Raw genomic sequence first — 16,510 nt, 5'->3', positions numbered from 1 at the left:
AAACCGGCAATTTTGACGAAACATGCGCAGGCATAAAAGCGAACGATTTTTCGTCCCAACCGCTCTGAAATCCCTTGCCCAGCCACCTTCAGAGCATTTCAAGAGTGCCGATGGCCGGACTCGAACCGGCACGGGAGGTGAATCCCAACGGATTTTAAGTCCGGTGCGTCTGCCATTTCGCCACATCGGCATCTTGTGAGAATGCGGAACCGTGACCTTAAAAAAGCGTTTCCCAAAAAGGAAGCAGGAAAAACAGCCGCAGCCACGGTTTCGCAGGCAATTTTTTCTGCGCTCAAATCTCGTCCATCCTGCGAACGGGTAGTCGAAAGACTCTCCCAATGAAAAAGACCTCCCTTTTTGCGGCAGGGCTGGCAACGGTTGTGCTGTTTGGCCCCGTTGTGCCCGGGTTTGCCGCCGCCGAGGATGATAACGATTTGCTCGACCTCCTGGTTGGCAAAAAAATCATCACCAAAAAGGAAGCCGAGGCGCTGAAAAAGGAGCGGGCTGAGCGCGCAAAAAAACGGGAGAAATCCTCCGCCGAGAAAATTGTAATCACCAGCCCCGTCAAAGAACTGAAGCTCTACGGCGATACCCGCATGCGCTTTCAGTATGACAACGTCGATCCCCAGGTTGGGAAATGGAATTCCACCACCCGCACCTACGCCGACGATCCCGGCCACGGCGATCAACGCGATCGCTGGCGCTTCCGACTCCGGCTGGGGGCCGATTTTCAGCTTTCCGACAACTGGTTTGGCGGCGTCCAGTTACAGCTCAACCGCTACTCCGACAGCTCCAACCAGACTTTTGACGGCGGGTTCCAGAATTACCCCATCTACGTCAGCCGCGCCTTTGTCGGATGGAACGCCACGGATTGGCTGACCCTCATCGCGGGCAAGCAGCCCAACCCGTTCTACACCACAGACCTCGTCTGGGACCCGGACATCAACCCCTCGGGCCTCGTGGAGAACATCAAATTCCACAAACTCTTCAGCTGCGGCGAGCAGCAGACCATCGAATACGCCAACGACGGCAAGACCGTTCTCTCCGTCAAATGCGACCCGATCCCCTGCCCCTGGACGCTCTCGCTCGTGGCGGGCCAGTTCATTTTCGACGATAACCTTGAGTATAGCCCCGCCGGGTACAACACCGATGCCTACCTCTTCGTCGAGCAGCTCATCTTCACCTACGAATTTACAAAGGACGTCAAACTGACCATCGCCCCGGCCTACCTGACGTACAATTCCGCGCAGATCAACAACGTCTGGAACCAGCAAGGCTTCGCCCAAGTCATCAACGACACCGGCTCCGACCTCCTGCCTCTGGGCTGGGGCGAAACGCGCGATCTATCCATTATCCAGCTCCCGGGCGACATCTCCTTTACCCTCTGCAAACAGAAGATCAAGCTCTACTGGGATGGCGCCTACAACACCGACGGAGCGAAACGCGAAAACGACATCTACGTGGTTCCCAATTACGACAACAAAGGCAACATCATTGACTACGACCCGGTGCGCACCCACGCGGCCAAGGACGATTTCGCCTGGCTCGTCGGCCTGCAGCTGGGCGACAACATCAAGAAGGGCGACTGGTCGATCCTCGTCAATTACCGGCAAGTCGGCCTCGCCTCCATCGACCCCAACCTGAACGACTCCGACTGGGCGCTCAGCCGACTGAATATGAAAGGCTGGAGGGCCAGCCTCACCTACAACTTCACCGACGCCGTCACGGGCTCGATCATCGGCAGCACCGCCGATAACCTCCGCAAGGACCTCATCGGTGGCCAGGCCACGCGGGGAGCCAAGCTGGCCGACGCCAATTCCATCCAGGTCCTGCAAGTGGACCTCAACGTGAAGTTCTAGACCGCCCCTCCACGTTTCAGGGCCAAAAAAAGCGGAGCGCCTTTGGAAAGACGCTCCGCATTCAAATCAAGCCCTGAGGCTACTGCCTAAAACTAGAGCAGGTTCGCAACGAGGGATTTTTCCTCGCGGAGTTCTTCCACGCTCTTGTCGATGCGGCCGCGGGAGAATTCATTCACCGGCACACCCTGCACGATCTCGTAATCGGTGCCGTTGCTGCGGATCGGGAAGGAAGCGATGAGCCCCTTGTCGATGCCGTAGGAACCGTCGGAGTAGACCGCCACGCTGTTCCAGTCACCAGCCGGGGTCGGCGTGATGAGCGAACGCACCGTGTCGACCACGCCATTGGCGGCGCTGGCGGCGGAAGAAAGGCCGCGGGCCTTGATGATGGCCGCGCCGCGCTGTTGAACGGTCGGGATGAAGGTGTCCTTGAGCCAGGCTTCGTCGGTGATGACTTCCGTGGCCGGTTTGCCAGCGATCTTGGCGTTGTAGAAGTCAGGGTACTGGGTGGCGGAGTGGTTGCCCCAGATGGCGACGTTGGAAACTTCCGTAACGTGCACGCCAGCCTTCGCGGCGAGCTGAGCCTTGGCGCGGTTTTCGTCCAGGCGGGTCATGGCGAACCAGCGGTTGGCCGGGATGCCCTTGGCGTTGTTCTGCGCGATGAGGCAGTTCGTGTTACACGGGTTGCCCACGACGAGGACGCGCACGTCGCTGGCGGCGTTGGCTTCGATCGCCTTGCCCTGGCCGGTAAAGATCTTGCCGTTGATGCCGAGCAGATCGCCGCGCTCCATACCCGCCTTGCGAGGCACGGAACCAACGAGCAGCGCCCAGTTCACACCACGGAACCCTTCGGCGAGGTCGGCTGTCGGCACGATGCCGGAGAGAAGCGGGAAGGCACAGTCTTGCAGCTCCATCACCACGCCCTGGAGAGCGGGGAGAGCGGGCTCGATCTCGATGAGGTGCAGTTCAACGGGCTGGTCCGGCCCGAACATGGCCCCCGAAGCGATGCGAATGAGAAGCGAGTACCCGATTTGACCGGCGGCTCCGGTCACGGCGACTTTAATAGGATTTTTAGGCATAGAAAAAATGGAAAATTAACCCGCGCATTAAAGAGTGCCGCTGGCCTGGGGGAAAGCGGATTTTTATCTAGAGGGCAGAAAAATGGAATTCCCGTGCCTTTCTGCGGCACAGGGGTTGCATGTACCTAGTTTTTCCACTAGGAAATATAGCCCCCTAAAGATTTACCACCTATGTTGCGGTCCCCCTACCTGTTTCTGCCCTTGGCGGCTTGCGTCGCCACCGCCTCCGTCGCGCCCGCTGCGGAGCCGAGCGATCCCGACCAGATTTTCCTGAGCGCCTATATGAGCTGCCAGGCCGCCGAAAAGCTGGAAAGCCAGGGGAACTTCAAGGGCGCGCTTGCCAAATACCGCTTCGCCGGAAGCGTCTTGGACCAGTTGGAAGCCCGCAACCCCGGCTGGAACCCCCCGGTCCTCCAGTTCCGTAAAAAGAAGGTCGCCGACGCCATCACGAACCTCCAAGAGCGCATCGCCGCCGAGGCCCCGCCCGTGGCAACGCCCACCCCCGGCCTGGATACCAGCCTCGTCCCCGGCATCAACCCCAACATCTCCCCCGCCCCGCGCGGCGGAGCCACCAGCCCGGATGCCGACAGCGGCAGCACCGGCGGCGGCGACGCCTTCGACCGCGCCGCCCGGGAAATGCGCGCCCAGATGGCCAACATCAAAGCGCAGCTCGAAGCCTCCCGCCAGCAGCTCGAAAGCGTCCAGCAAGAGAAAGCCCGCCTCGCCCGCCAGCTCCAGGAGACCACCAACAAGCTCGACCAAGCCTCCACCCTCTCGCAGGACCAGGCCGAAAAACTTCGCCAAACCGAAGTCGCCCTCAAGCAACAAGCCGAGCGCGCCGCCGCCAACGAAGCCGCCGCCAAGGCCAACACCGGCGCCCAGAAAGCCCTCCAGGCCCAGCTCGAGCAAGCCAAGGTCGAAGCCGCCAAGGCCAAAGAGCAGCTCACCCGGGCCAAGACCAACGAAACCGACCTCGAAGCCCAGCTGAAAGCCGCCGGCCAGCAGCTCGAAACCCAGCAAAAGCAAAAAGACGAAGCCGCCGAAGCCAAGGCCAAGGAAATCGAAAAGCAAATGCAGGCGCTCCGCAACGCGCTTGAAGACGCCAAGGCCGACCGCGAAGTCGCCGAAGAACAGGGCGAGCTCATCCACCAGCGCGCCCTCAAGCTCACCCAGGAGCGCGACGAAGCCACCGCCAAGGCCACCCAACTTTCCAACAACCTCGCCGAAGCCGAGAAAAAGCTCGTCGCCGCCGCCCAGGAGCGCGAAGCCGCCCGCGCCGAAGCCGCCACCGCGAGCCAGAAACTGGCCGAATCCCAGAAACAGATCCAGAGCGTCACCGCCGAGCGCGACACCGCCCTCGCCCAGCTCGCCAAAGCCCAGGAGGAGAAAGGCAAGGCCGACAAACTCCTCGCCGAGAACGCCAACCTCCAGAAACAGCTCGACGAAGCGCAGAAAACCATCGCCACCCTGAATGCCACCCTTCCCGGCAAAGAGCAGCAGATCGCCGGGCTCCAGAAACAGCTCGCGGGCGTCCAGGAACAGCTCGACGCCGCCCGCAAGGAAGGCGAAACGAACAAATCGACCATCGCCGACCTCCAGAAGCAGCTCGACACCGCCACAGCCACCGCCAAAGAGCAGCCCCCCGTCACCGAGGACCAGAAAAAGCTCAGCCAGGAAAACGACCTCCTTCGCGGCATCGTCCTGCGCGAGCTGAAAGACCAGGCCCGCCGCGAACAATCCCGCAAACTCGTCCTCTCAGAGCTCGACCGGATGAAAGTCCGCTCCCAGGCCCTCGTCGACCAGATCAGCCTCCTGGGCCAGCCCGCCGTACAGCTCACCGAAGCCGAGCGCGCCCTCTTCAAGACCCCGCAGATGGAAATCATCGACAACACCCCCGGGGCCATGTCCATCTCCATCGCCGCCCCCGCCTCCGGCTCCGGCAGCTCAAACGCCGCCGAAAGCTCCCTGCCCACCCAGGGCGGCCTGCCCACCGCCCCCAGCGGCGCGCTGGATGCCAAGCCGAACACCCCGCAGGTCGCCACCGAGGCAAAAGCCCCCGTCCCGGCCGAATTCCAGGAGACCGCCCGCCTGGCCAAGGACGCCTTCAACCAGAAGAAATACCTCGAAAGCGTCCGGCTCTACGAAAAAATCGTCAGCAAAGCCCCCTCCAACGTCTACGCCCTCTCCAACCTCGGCGTAGCCCACTTCCGCGCCGGGCATCTGAAACAGGCCGAGGAGACCCTTAAAAAAGTCAACACCATCGCCCCCAACGACGCCTTCGCGCAGACCACCCTGGGCATCATCTATTATGGACAGGGACGCTACGACGAAGCCGTCACCACACTCACCCAGGCCGTCAAAGCCAACCCGATGAGCGCCTCCGCCCATAACTTCCTGGGAGTCGCCGCAGGGAAAAAAGGCTGGGCCGAAGCCGCCCGGAAAGAACTGGAGAGCGCCCTCCAACTGAACCCCTCCTACGCCGACGCCCACTACAACCTGGCCGTCCTCCTCTCCACCGCCCAACCGGCGGACAAAGACGCCGCCTTCAAACATTACCGCGAAGCACTCGACCTCGGGATGCGCCCCGACCCGAAATTCGAGCAGTCGCTCAACAAAAAATAACACCTTTGGAACCGACACTCACACCCGCCGACCGTCGCCGCCTGAAAGGGACGGCCCAACGCCTTGAAGCCACCCTCAAAGTAGGCCACCAAGGCCTCTCCGCATCCTTCCTGGCCGAAGTAGACCGCGAACTGGCCCTGCGCGAGCTCATCAAAATCAAGTTCTCCGACTTCAAAGAGGAGAAAAAAGAGCTCGCGGCCAAAATCGCCGAAACCACCGGCAGCGCCCTGCTCCAAATCGTCGGCCACGTCGCCGTCTTCTACCGCCCCAAGCCGAAGCAGCCCAAAGCGGAAGCCTAAACTGGCGCGCCGCCTCCCTCCTCGTTCCCAATCTCCAGATTGGGAACGCCAGTGTGTTCGCAACCGTGGAGGGAACCGAGAAATCCCCAGGCCCCTTACGTCAAAGAAAGCAGGTGCGTCTCTTCTTTGCGCCTTTGCGTCTTTGCGTGAACCTTAATGCCTTTTGTCTGTGTAAAGCGTATTACTCAGATCTACGGCTGCCGGGTCAGCAGCCTCAAAAACCGCAACCCATCGCGCAGCGGATGGATCTTGCTGGTCTCATCCGCGTAAACCGTCGAAACCGGCACATTCCCGATCCGGCACCCCTTGCGAGCCGCGATGAGGAGCATCTCCGTCTCGTAATCGTAGGCATTACTCTCGCAGAAGAGGCTCGGAATCAGCGTCCGGTGAACCATCCGGAAACCGCACTGAGTATCCGGTATGGGCTGCCTGCAGAGGCGGCTGATCCCCCATGACATGAAAACATTCGTCAGCTTGCGCACCAGAGGCATCCGCTTAGTCTCCTGCATCCGGTTGCCGACATAGAGCTCCCAGCCCCCCCTGGCAGCCGTCACGAAGCGCCCGATCTCCTCGGGCAAATGCTGGCCGTCGCCATCCAGGATGATCACGTAATCGAAACCCCTCTCCATCAGCACCTTAAAGCCGGTCTTGATCGCAGCCCCCTTCCCGGCATTCTTTTCATGCACGATCACCTCGGCCCCGGCCTCCCGGGCCGCGCGCGCGGTATCATCTGGAGAGCCGTCATCGACCACCAGCACCGTATTAAGCAAAGCGAGGACCCGTTGGACGACTTCGCCAATGTGGCGGCCTTCGCGGAATGCGGGAATTAAAGCGGCGATTTTTGGATCTTCAGACGACATTCGGAGCGGCAAGGTTCGAGGCTTACGATTGTGGGGTTTTCGGGTTGAACTCGGCCGCATGGTAGGAACTGCGAACCAGCGGGCCGCTAGAGACATGGACGAACCCCTTCTGGAAAGCGATCTCCTTGTACTCCTTAAATTTATCCGGGTGAATATAGGCCACCACGGGAAGATGTTTGGGCGAGGGGCGCAGGTACTGGCCCAGCGTCAGAATTTCCACCCCCGCCGCGCGCAGGTCATCCAGAGCGGCGAGGATCTCCGGCTCCTCCTCCCCCAGACCGAGCATCAAGCCGCTCTTGGTCGGGATGCCGGGGGCGATCTCGCGGAAGCGCCGCAGCACCTCCAGAGAAAGGCGGTACTGGGCCCGGGAGCGCACCAGCGGGGTAAGCCGCTCAACGGTCTCCAGGTTGTGATTAAAAACGTTCGGTGCAGCGTCGGCCACGGTCTGGAGCGACGCCTCGCGGCCGTTGAAGTCCGGCGTGAGCACCTCGATAATAATCGCCGGGTCCACCGCCCGCACGGCCCGGATCGTCTGGGCAAAATGTTCCGCCGCGCCGTCCTCCAGGTCATCGCGCGTCACGGAAGTCACCACAATGTGCCGCAGCTTAAGCCGGGAAATCGCCTCCGCCACCCGGCGAGGCTCATCGGGATCGAGCGGAAAAGGCTTCGCCGTATCCACCGCGCAGAACCCGCAGGCGCGCGTACACCGTTCCCCCGCGATCATGAAGGTCGCCGTACCCGCGCTCCAACACTCCCATCGGTTGGGACACTGGGCCTCCTCGCACACCGTGGTAAGGTGCAGATCAGCAACCAAGTTCTTGGTGGAATGAAAGACGGGGCTGGAAGGAAACCGGACTTTGAGCCAGTCAGGTTTCCGGGCCTGGTGAAGTGAGGGATCGATTTTCACGCGGAGGGGGAACTTAAGCTATTATCCATTTCAAAGCAAAGGATTCATTTTCTCACCCCTCCCCCCTGACTGGAACTATGCTTGCGCCCGAAGCCCAAGTTCGCTTTAATTGCCCAGCTTTATGAAGGTATCTTCCCCCACCCTCCTCGTACTTATTACCGCCGGAGCGCTTCTCTCCTCCACCTTGGCCGACACGGTCAAGCTGAAATCCGGCGAGTCTTACAGCGGCAAAATCCTTCGGGAAAGTGACACCGAAGTCGTCATGGACGTTATCGTGGCCGCCGGCATCACCGACGAAAAGACCTTTGCCAAGGCCGACCTGGAAAGCTTTTCCAAGACCACAGCCGACTCGCAGCTTTTCGAAACCCTCAAATCCTACAGCGTAGGTCCGTATTCCTTCGCCGCCAGCGCCTACCCGGCTCTTGAGAAACCGCTCGAAGCCTTCCTGCGCGAACACGCCTCCAGCGAACACGCCCCAGCCGTCCAGACCATGCTCGACACGCTCAAAGCCGAGGAAGAGCGCGTCAAAGCGGGCGAGCTCAAGTGGGATAACCGCTGGTACACCGCCGAGGAAGCCGAGAAAAACAAATATCAGCTCGGCGCGGCGATGCGCCTGGGCCAGATGAAAGCGCAGGCCGCCCGCCGCGACTTCATCGGCGCGCTCAACACCTTCGCCCTTCTTGAAAAAGACTACCCCGGCGCCCAGGTCTACCCCGAAGCCGTCGAACTCGCCCAGAACACCCTGCCCGCCGCCGCCGCCGAGGCCGACCGCCTGCAAGCCGTCGGGAAAAACCAGGAAGCGCAGTTCAACGCCAACATCAACTACGTCCCCGAGCCGCAGAAGAGCCAGATGATCCAGGCCTGGAAGAGCCAGGTCGCCGCCGCCGAACAAGCGCTGGCCGCCGCCTCCAAGAACGACGCCCTCAAATGGAAGCCGCTTCTGGACAAAGCCCCCAAGAGCTTCGAAGCCTTCAAGTCCACCTACAGCGCCGAAAAGACCCGCCTCGCCGCCCTCCCCTTGGCCAACATGCGCTCCAGCATCAACCTCACCCAGGAAGCCGAAACGGCCGTCTCCGACAAGAAACTCAATGACGCCGCCTCCAAGCTCAACGAAGCCGGGAAACTCTGGCCCGCCAACGAAAAGGCCCGGGAACTGAGCGCCCAGGTAGCCCTGCTGAAAAAGCCCAAACCCACTCCCACCCCAACGCCCGCGGCCAGCCCCGAGCAGGACGGCAAAGATAAAAAGGGCAAAAAATAACCTTCCTCACACCTCAACCATGAGCCGCACCGCCACCGTCGAACGCAACACCGCCGAAACCCGCATCTCCATCCAGCTCAACGTGGATGGGCACGGGGAAAGCACGTGCTCGACCAAGATCCCGTTCTTCGACCACATGCTGACGCTCTTCGCGCGCCACAGCCTGGTGGACCTGACGGTACAGGCGGATGGCGACATCGAGGTGGATTACCACCACACAGTGGAAGACGTCGGCATCAGCCTGGGCAAAGCCTTTACCCAGGCGCTGGGGGACAAACGGGGCATCCGGCGCTACGGCTGGGCCTACCTCCCCATGGACGAGACCCTCGCCCGAGTCGTCATCGACTTCAGCGGACGGCCGTTCCTGGAATACCGCGTGCCCAAGAGCGTGGACCCGATCGGCCACTTCCCCTTCCAACTGGTGGAAGAATTCCTGCGCGCCTTCTCCGTCCACGCCGGAGTGAACCTGCACGCGGAGATCCTCTACGGTCGCGACGCCCACCACATGTCCGAGGCCATCTTCAAGGCCTTGGCCAAAGCCATCGACCAAGCCGTCCAGATCGACCCACGCGTCCAGGGCGTCCCCAGCACCAAGGGAACGCTGTAGCCCACAGCAAAGCCAGCGGTGCACACCAGGCTCATTTGACTCGTTTTGCCTCGTTCCCAATCTCCAGATTGGGAATGCAAAGCTGTCTGCGAATCTCCTGATTCGTTCCGTACGGCTATGGAATCAGAGATTCCCAGACAAGAACGTTACGAATCTGGAGATTTGTAACGAGGGGGGGAAGTTGAACTTCACCCTTCTGTCGACAACAAGCGCCCCCTCTAGAAATCCCGCTCCCGCCGCGCGAACTTCGCAAACGGATGGGGCTTCTTGGGCCCGTGGGCAGCTTTGGGGCCGCCGTGTTCAGCGCCCGTATGCTTCTTCTTAAGCCAAGGCTTGTGCTCGACCGTCCGGGGCTTGCGCTCCCAGGCGTCCCCCTCCGGCTTCGCATCAGCACGCCGGGACCGGGGCACGAATGGAATTTCCTCCACCTTCGCCTTCCCTCCGCGCGAAGCACCGGGGCGCGCCCCGAAGGGCCTTCTTTCGCCGGAGCGTTCCGGTTCCCGCGATTCATGACGGAGAGGCCGCTCATCCGAGAAACGGCGCTCTTTAGAAGGCCGTTCTTCGCGTCCATGGCCTCCTGGGCCCCCCTTTCCTCCGTGCCCATAAGCCGGACGCGGCTTGTAAGCGCGCCGTGGGCGTTCCGGAGTTTCGGCAGCCGTCTTGGCCCCCTCTTCGAGCAAAGCGTCGATCTCCGCATGCGTCACCGCCCGGAAGGCGCCCGGTGGCATGTCGCCGAGGGTGAGCGGCCCGATGCGCGTGCGCACCAGTTTGACGACTTCGTAACCGAGCGTGTAAAACATGTTGCGAATCTGGCGCTTGAGCCCCTGGCGCAGCACCACCTTGACCTTGTTCGGCGCGAGCTTGTAGACCGCCTCCGCCTTGGCCCAGCCCTCCTCCAGGCTCATGCCATGGAGCAGCTTGGGCACCAGTTCAACGTCGAAAGGGTGATTAAGCACCACCTCGTATTCCTTGGAAACTTTGTAGCGCGGGTGGGTCAGCTTGAGGGAAAGATCGCCGTCGTTGGTCAGAATAAGGAGCCCCTCGCTCTCCATGTCGAGACGGCCCACGTGAAAAAGGCGCGGCGTACGGGGCGGGAGCAGATCGAACACCGTCTGGCGAGCGTGGGTATCCGAGGCCGTGCAGAGGACTCCCGGCGGCTTGTTGATGACAATCGTCATCGGCGCGGAGGTGTGCAGCACGCGATTACCGACCTTGACCACATCGGATGGCTCGACCGTCGTGGCGAGGCTTTCGCACGCCACTCCGTTGATCGTCACCTGCCCGGCGAGGATCAGCTCTTCACAACTCCGCCGCGAGCCGAGCCCCGCCGAAGCCAAAAATCGGTTAATACGCATAAGGATCAAATGTGGGCCCTTTGGCCTCCGGGATCAAGCCCCGGGTTTTCCCCTAAAGCACTGGTATACCTTTTAAAGGAAACGCAGTTTCCACGGGATGCAAGGCGCAAGCCCCTTGCCGGGGACTGGGGCGGAGCCCCGGAATCCAAAACCATCGGCAAAGCGGGCCCCAAAAAATCCGAAGCTTCCCAAAAAGCATCCACGCCCGCCTTGCCCCCGTATGGAGCGCGAAGCGAATCCGCCAAGCGCCTCAGGCGCTTATCCAAGAACCCCCGGAGCCCCGAAAAATCGCTGCGCTCTTTTCGGGGCGGCAAGGCGAACACAAGCCGGGCCAGATTACCATTACGGAATACACCGGTTCCGACAGTGCGGTGAACATCCCCCGAGTCGATCACCGACCTTCCGGCCACCAGTATTGGCTCAAAATTTACTTCCCCTCTGAAGCCATTGGGATCAATTTCGAACCCGCGCCTGTTCAAATTTGAAAAATTATGGAACGACCAGGAAATGGCGAACCCCAATCCCTGGACAACCGTGGGGCAGGAAGCCAAATGGGTAATCCCAGTCGATATGGTGCTCTGGCAGTAGTATGAGCGCCGTGGATTTATTAAATTTATGAGATTCGGCAAAAAGATGAAGGCTTGTCTGTTTGCAATATTGCTCGCAAACGGCATCACCGCACGCGCCGACCGCCTCGCCGACCAACGCGCCGATGCCATCGCTGCGGAAGGTGAATATTCCACGAAGAGGTCTCCTTCAGGCAATTATACGCTTTCGGCAACGGTGTCCTGGGCTGACAAGCAGTGGCTGATACTCAGGCGGCGCGGCAAAGAAATTGCCCGCTATCCATTCGAAAGCTACTTCAGCTCGGTTTACTGGAGTCCGTCGGGTAAATATGTGGCTGTCGATAACCATTACGGCCATTACGCATGGAATGTGTGGGTATTATCGTTGCGTGACGGAAGCGTCATTACCGCCCACGGTGCGGTTCGCAACCCCAAATATGATCGGACGATGGATGACAAGTGTCTGCCGGATGTAATGACATTGCCGATTGTCGATAGCGCTCTGAAGGCAGTTTATCCCGCCTACGAATCAGACCGCGACAACCGCGGTGTTCTGACCATTACCTACGGTTGGGAAAAAGGTGACATCCTGAAATTCTACCACCGCATCGTATTCCCAAAACTATGGGACACGAAGAATCTTGTCGGGGAAATACTGACCGAAAGCAAGGTGACTCCCACGGGCATCGAATTGCCAAAGAACGCAAGCGCCAAGTTGGTTCCCACATCCTCGGAGGACAAACATATACCGGCCGAGGCGGCGCAAGTTTTGGCAAATATTACTGGCAGATAAGATGACTGGCGATGGAAGCCAGTATCACGGTCCCGCTACGTCTTGGGGTGGCCCGTCCCCGAAAAATCGCTGCGCTCTTTTCGGGGCGGCAAGGCGGGATTTTCGCAAATAAAGCACGGCAGTGAAGCGGGAAGCGCCGCTCTGCGATGAGGGGTGAAACCCGCCTTACCACCAGAGAAGGGAGGCGCTGCCTCCCAAACCCTCCGGCAAGAGGCTTCGCCTCCTGCACCTCTTGCTGGAAACTTCGTTTCCCTTCTTGCCGAAGGCGCACGACCGGCGTTAGACCTCCGCCAGCTCCAGATCGCTCTCCGGCTTCTCGTCGCGCTCCGCGTCGGCGGGGCGCCCCTTGCGGTTCTTGGCCAGGAGCATATAGATGGCGGGCACCACGAAGAGCGTGAAAACCGTCCCGATCAACATGCCGGAGACCAGCACGATGCCGATACTGTTGCGGGAACCCGCGCCGGGGCCCTTGGCAAACACCAGCGGCAAGTGGCCCACAACCGTCGCCGTCGAGGTCATCAAAATCGGCCGCAACCGCGTCGCAGCCCCTTCGACAATCGCCTCAAGCTTCGTCCGGCCCTCCTCCTGGAGCGCGTTGGCGAATTCCACGATCAGGATACCGTTCTTCGCAATCAGCCCCACGAGCGTAATGAGCCCGATCTGGCTATAAATATTGATCGAGGTGAACCCGAGGAACGTAAAGAGCAGCGAGGCCGAAAGCGCCAGCGGCACCGACCCGAGCAGAATGATGAACGGATCGCGGAAGCTCTCAAACTGCGCCGCGAGCACCAGGAAAATCAGGATCAGCGCCAGCCCCAGGGTAACGTTCATTTTGTTCCCCTCCACGCGAAGCTGCCGGGCCTCGCCCGCGTAGTCGATCGTGAAGCCCTTGGGCAGGATCTTCGCGGCCTTCTCCTCGATGAGCTTGAGCGCGCGGTCGAGCGGGACCCCGGGCGGGATTACCCCCTGGATGCGCGCCGAGTTGAGCTGCTGAAAGCGGTTAAGGCTGCGCGGCTCGGTGGTCTGGCGCAGGTTGGCGAAGGTCGAGAGCTGCACCAGCTTGCCATTCGGGCCGCTGACGTAGAAATCCTTCAGTTGGTCCGTATTGAGCCGCTCGCCCCGCTTCACTTGCGGGATCACCTTGTAGCTGCGTCCCTGGATGCTGAAGCGGTTGACGTAGTTGCCGCCGAGCATTGTTCCGAGATCCGCGCCCACCTGGGAGAGATTGAGCCCCAGCGAGGCCACCTTATCGCGGTCAAAGACCACCTCCGCCTGCGGCTGGTCGAATTTCAGATCCGTATCGGCAAAGAAATAGAGCCCGCTCGCCATGGCTTCAGTGACGAGCTGATCGGCGAACTCCAGGAGCTGCTTGGGCTCGGCTGTCGTGCTCAGCACGATCTCCACCGGGAAGCTGCTCGACCCAGGCAGCGCCGCCGGGGTCATGGTAATCAAGTTAATGCCCGCGATGCCCGCCGCTTTCGCTCTGACCTCGTGTTCCATCGCCTGCATGGTCCGTTTGCGCTGGCTCCACGGCTTAGCCACCATGCCCGCGAACCCCTGCGTCGGCTGCGTGATCTGGAACACGTGCGCGGTTTCGGGGAAGGTCTGGAAAAGATTGAACGCCTGCTCGGTATAGAGCGCCGTCTGCTCGATGGTCGAGTTGGGCGAAGCCTGCGCCACGCCGAAAACGATCCCCTGGTCCTCCTTGGGAGCCAGCTCCTTGGGCGACATCAGGAAAAAGACCGGCAAAGGCAGCAAAATCAGTAAGAACAGCGCCAGCGTCACCGGCTGCCACCGAAGCGTATTGGAAAGCGAGCCGCGGTAGGCATCGCGCAGGCGGTCGAAGCGCGCGTTGATCCAGCCCGCGTAGCCCTTGTGCGAATCCCCCGCGCGCAACAGCTTGGAGGACATCATGGGCGAAAGCGTAATCGCCACGACGCCCGAAACGACCACCGCTCCCGCCAGCGTAAAGGCGAACTCCCGGAAGAGCGCCCCGGTCAACCCGCCCTGGATGCCGATAGGCGCATAGACCGCTGCCAGCGTGATCGACATGGCGATGATCGGCCCCAGCAGCTCGCGCGCCCCCTGGATAGCGGCGTTAAAGGGCGTTTTGCCCTCCTGCAAATGTCGCTCCACGTTCTCCACCACCACAATGGCGTCGTCCACCACGAGCCCCACCGACAGCACGATGGCCAGCAGGGTTAAGAGGTTGATCGTGAACCCGAAAATGAGCATCAGGAAGGCCGCGCCGATGAGCGAAATCGGGATAGCCACTACCGGGATCAGGATCGAGCGAACCGTACCCAGGAAGAGGAAAATAATAATGACCACCAGGAGCAGCGTCTCCAAGAGCGTCCCCCAGACCTCGTGAATGGCGTCCTGAATGTACTCCGTGGAGTCGTGCGGAATATCGACCGACATGCCCGCGGGCATCTGGGCCCGGATGGCAGGCAGCTCCGCCCGCACGGCCTTGATGACATCGAGCGAATTGGCCGTCGGCAGCACCCAGATGCCCATGAAGGTCGCCTTCTTGCCGTCGAAGCGCACGTCGGAGTCGTAGTTCTCGGCCCCGAGCGCCACGTCGGCGATGTCCTTCAGGCGCACGATGGCCCCGTTGCTCTCTTTAATGACCAGTTGGGCGAATTCCTCGGGCGTTTTTAGGTCGGTATTGGCCACGAGATTGACGCTGATCATCGACCCCTTGGTGGCTCCCAGCGCGGAAAGGTAGTTATTGGCGGCCAGAGCGTTGCGCGCCTCGGTCGGCGAGACGTTGAGGGCCGCCATGCGGTCGGGCTTGAGCCAGATGCGCATCGCGAACGTGCGCGCGCCCAGGATGTCGGCCCGCTGCACGCCGCTCACGGCCGTCAGCTTCGGCTGCACAACGCGCGTGAGGTAGTCGGTGATCTGGTTCTGGTCGAGGTCGTTGGACGAAAAGGCCAGGTACATCGAGGCGAAGCGGTCATCGCTGGTTTGCAGGTCGATCACCGGCTCCTGGGCATCGGAGGGGAGGTCGTTGCGGACCTGCGCAACCTTGGACTGGATCTGGGTCAGCGCGGCGCTCGTATCGTAGTTGAGCTTCAGGTGCACCAGGATCGTGCTCTGCCCCTGCGCGCTGGTCGATTCGATGTAGTCGATGCCGTCCGAGCTGGCGATCACCCGCTCCAGCGGCGTCGTGATGAAGCCGCGCACCAGGTCGGCATTCGCGCCAACGTACGTGGTCGTCACGGAGACCACCGCGATGTCGCTCTTGGGATACTGGCGCACATTGAGGATGCGCGTGGCCTGGATGCCCGCGAGCAGGATGAGCAGGCTGATCACGGTGGCAACCACGGGCCTGCGGATGAAAAGGTCGGTCAAGTTCATATGCGCTTAAGAGAGCTGGGCCGCTTCCGGCCTCGGTTCACCGGAGGTCAGCCCGGCTTGGATTTTTTGCAATAAACCGACGAACTGCTTGCGCTCGCCGTCATCGAGAGGGGCCATGATCCTTGCAATCGAGCGAAAACAGTCGGGACAAATTTCCTCCAGCCGCTGGATGCCTGCGCCGGTCAGCTCCACCTGGGTAATGCGGCGGTCGTTCGGATCGGGGCGGCGAATCGCCAGGCCGTCCTTTTCCAGCGTATCGAGGAGGCCCGTCATCGTGGCGCGGGTCACTCCGGCCCAGTCGGCGAGCGCGGCAGGCGTCTTGACCTTGATCCACGGGCGATGAAGCAGCATCATTACCGTAAAGCGCCCCTGGCTCATGCCATGCTTGCTGAAAAAGTGCTGGCTGTCCTCGTTGACCAGATCAGCCGTGCGCAACAGGTGCAGAAACGCCTCATTGGCGGTCGGCTCAAGCGTGGGGTAATGCTTGGCGGCTTCTAGGATACACTCGTATTGCGGTAGGTCTTTGAGCATCAACAGGGGCATAGGACAATCTAGCGAAACATTCAATTAGGCGGCTAATAGTTCAGCAACCTAATTATCAGGAGGCTTACCGTTGTCAAGGTTCGATCCGCCCTCCCCACCGCTCCCCCTGGGCACAAAAAAAGAGAGCCGGGCTCAACAAAGAACCCGGCTCTCAAGATGATTTCACCACGCGCTGCGTGGCTCCAACAGCTTACTTGGCCTTTTTGCAGGTCTTCACGCACTTGGCGTCAACCGGAGCCGGAGCGGGCTTGTGAGAGCAGGCGGTGAGGGTAGCGGCGGCGAAAATCGCAGCAAGAATGATGTGTTTCATAGAGGGGGGAATTTTTTCCCACATCTACGAAATAATTCAAGAGAAGATTAAGGAATCGTCTCTCCCACCGGGTGCGGATGCCTCCGATTTCA

At 60.8% G+C, this 16,510-nt stretch carries 12 protein-coding genes and 1 tRNA gene; 6 read left to right on the top strand and 7 right to left on the bottom strand.

The window, feature by feature from the left end; all coding sequences use genetic code 11:
* Positions 1-105: 105 nt before the first annotated feature.
* Positions 106-190: transfer RNA gene (locus B2828_RS08560), tRNA-Leu, on the bottom strand.
* Positions 191-338: 148 nt separating this feature from the next.
* Here B2828_RS08560 and B2828_RS08555 point away from each other — a divergent pair.
* Positions 339-1,859 (top strand): putative porin, encoded by a 1,521-nt coding sequence (locus tag B2828_RS08555; protein ID WP_479633300.1) that lies wholly within the window; start codon positions 339-341, stop codon positions 1,857-1,859.
* Between the two features lie 92 nt (positions 1,860-1,951).
* Here the strand turns inward: B2828_RS08555 and B2828_RS08550 are convergent, their stop codons facing one another.
* Positions 1,952-2,935, bottom strand: a complete 984-nt coding sequence (locus B2828_RS08550) for a malate dehydrogenase (protein ID WP_479633299.1) — start codon at positions 2,933-2,935, stop codon at positions 1,952-1,954.
* 171 nt (positions 2,936-3,106) lie between these two features.
* Between B2828_RS08550 and B2828_RS08545 the strand changes: the two genes are divergently transcribed.
* Positions 3,107-5,557, top strand: a complete 2,451-nt coding sequence (locus tag B2828_RS08545) for a tetratricopeptide repeat protein (RefSeq protein ID WP_479633298.1) — start codon at positions 3,107-3,109, stop codon at positions 5,555-5,557.
* A gap of 5 nt (positions 5,558-5,562) precedes the next feature.
* Positions 5,563-5,856, top strand: coding sequence for a YhbY family RNA-binding protein (locus tag B2828_RS08540; RefSeq protein WP_479633297.1), 294 nt, complete (start codon positions 5,563-5,565; stop codon positions 5,854-5,856).
* 191 nt (positions 5,857-6,047) lie between these two features.
* Here B2828_RS08540 and B2828_RS08535 read toward each other — a convergent pair whose 3' ends face one another.
* Together B2828_RS08535 and lipA are read right to left on the bottom strand one after the other, a co-directional pair.
* Complete coding sequence (locus B2828_RS08535) at positions 6,048-6,716, bottom strand: glycosyltransferase family 2 protein (protein WP_479633296.1); 669 nt, start codon at positions 6,714-6,716, stop codon at positions 6,048-6,050.
* Between the two features lie 22 nt (positions 6,717-6,738).
* Positions 6,739-7,623: a lipoyl synthase gene (lipA, locus tag B2828_RS08530; protein WP_479633295.1), complete on the bottom strand. Its 885-nt coding sequence runs from the start codon at positions 7,621-7,623 to the stop codon at positions 6,739-6,741.
* 121 nt (positions 7,624-7,744) lie between these two features.
* On the opposite strand from lipA, the gene B2828_RS08525 reads away from it, so the two are divergent.
* Both B2828_RS08525 and hisB read left to right on the top strand, forming a co-directional pair.
* Positions 7,745-8,881 carry a PTPDL family protein gene (locus B2828_RS08525; RefSeq protein ID WP_479633294.1) on the top strand — a complete coding sequence of 379 codons (1,137 nt, stop codon included), beginning with the start codon at positions 7,745-7,747 and terminating at the stop codon, positions 8,879-8,881.
* 19 nt (positions 8,882-8,900) lie between these two features.
* The gene (gene hisB / locus B2828_RS08520) at positions 8,901-9,488 is read left to right on the top strand and encodes an imidazoleglycerol-phosphate dehydratase HisB (protein WP_479633293.1); all 588 of its coding nucleotides are present in this window, start codon (positions 8,901-8,903) and stop codon (positions 9,486-9,488) included.
* A 218-nt stretch (positions 9,489-9,706) separates the two neighbouring features.
* Here hisB and B2828_RS08515 read toward each other — a convergent pair whose 3' ends face one another.
* Positions 9,707-10,843, bottom strand: coding sequence for a pseudouridine synthase (locus tag B2828_RS08515; RefSeq protein WP_479633292.1), 1,137 nt, complete (start codon positions 10,841-10,843; stop codon positions 9,707-9,709).
* Positions 10,844-11,458: 615 nt separating this feature from the next.
* Here B2828_RS08515 and B2828_RS08510 point away from each other — a divergent pair.
* A complete protein-coding gene (locus B2828_RS08510; protein ID WP_479633291.1) occupies positions 11,459-12,202 on the top strand; it encodes a hypothetical protein in 744 nt (247 codons plus the stop codon).
* Positions 12,203-12,481: 279 nt separating this feature from the next.
* Here the strand turns inward: B2828_RS08510 and B2828_RS08505 are convergent, their stop codons facing one another.
* Both B2828_RS08505 and B2828_RS08500 read right to left on the bottom strand, forming a co-directional pair.
* The gene (locus B2828_RS08505; RefSeq protein WP_479633290.1) at positions 12,482-15,565 is read right to left on the bottom strand and encodes an efflux RND transporter permease subunit; all 3,084 of its coding nucleotides are present in this window, start codon (positions 15,563-15,565) and stop codon (positions 12,482-12,484) included.
* Positions 15,566-15,571: 6 nt separating this feature from the next.
* Positions 15,572-16,108: a MarR family winged helix-turn-helix transcriptional regulator gene (locus B2828_RS08500; protein WP_479633289.1), complete on the bottom strand. Its 537-nt coding sequence runs from the start codon at positions 16,106-16,108 to the stop codon at positions 15,572-15,574.
* Between the last annotated feature and the right edge of the window lie 402 nt (positions 16,109-16,510).

The organism is Spartobacteria bacterium UBA695, assembly GCA_002298145.1.
Lineage (GTDB): Bacteria > Verrucomicrobiota > Verrucomicrobiia > Chthoniobacterales > Chthoniobacteraceae > UBA695.
Note: the sequence above shows the minus strand (reverse complement) of the source record. Positions and strands in the feature narration are given on the sequence as shown.

Coding starts and splice junctions, on each gene's coding strand:
- B2828_RS08555 (WP_479633300.1), top strand. CDS start 339: ATGAAAAAGACCTCCCTTTTTGCGGCAGGGCTGGCAACGGTTGTGCTG.
- B2828_RS08550 (WP_479633299.1), bottom strand. CDS start 2,935: ATGCCTAAAAATCCTATTAAAGTCGCCGTGACCGGAGCCGCCGGTCAA.
- B2828_RS08545 (WP_479633298.1), top strand. CDS start 3,107: ATGTTGCGGTCCCCCTACCTGTTTCTGCCCTTGGCGGCTTGCGTCGCC.
- B2828_RS08535 (WP_479633296.1), bottom strand. CDS start 6,716: ATGTCGTCTGAAGATCCAAAAATCGCCGCTTTAATTCCCGCATTCCGC.
- B2828_RS08525 (WP_479633294.1), top strand. CDS start 7,745: ATGAAGGTATCTTCCCCCACCCTCCTCGTACTTATTACCGCCGGAGCG.
- hisB (WP_479633293.1), top strand. CDS start 8,901: ATGAGCCGCACCGCCACCGTCGAACGCAACACCGCCGAAACCCGCATC.
- B2828_RS08515 (WP_479633292.1), bottom strand. CDS start 10,843: ATGCGTATTAACCGATTTTTGGCTTCGGCGGGGCTCGGCTCGCGGCGG.
- B2828_RS08510 (WP_479633291.1), top strand. CDS start 11,459: ATGAGATTCGGCAAAAAGATGAAGGCTTGTCTGTTTGCAATATTGCTC.
- B2828_RS08505 (WP_479633290.1), bottom strand. CDS start 15,565: ATGAACTTGACCGACCTTTTCATCCGCAGGCCCGTGGTTGCCACCGTG.
- B2828_RS08500 (WP_479633289.1), bottom strand. CDS start 16,108: ATGCCCCTGTTGATGCTCAAAGACCTACCGCAATACGAGTGTATCCTA.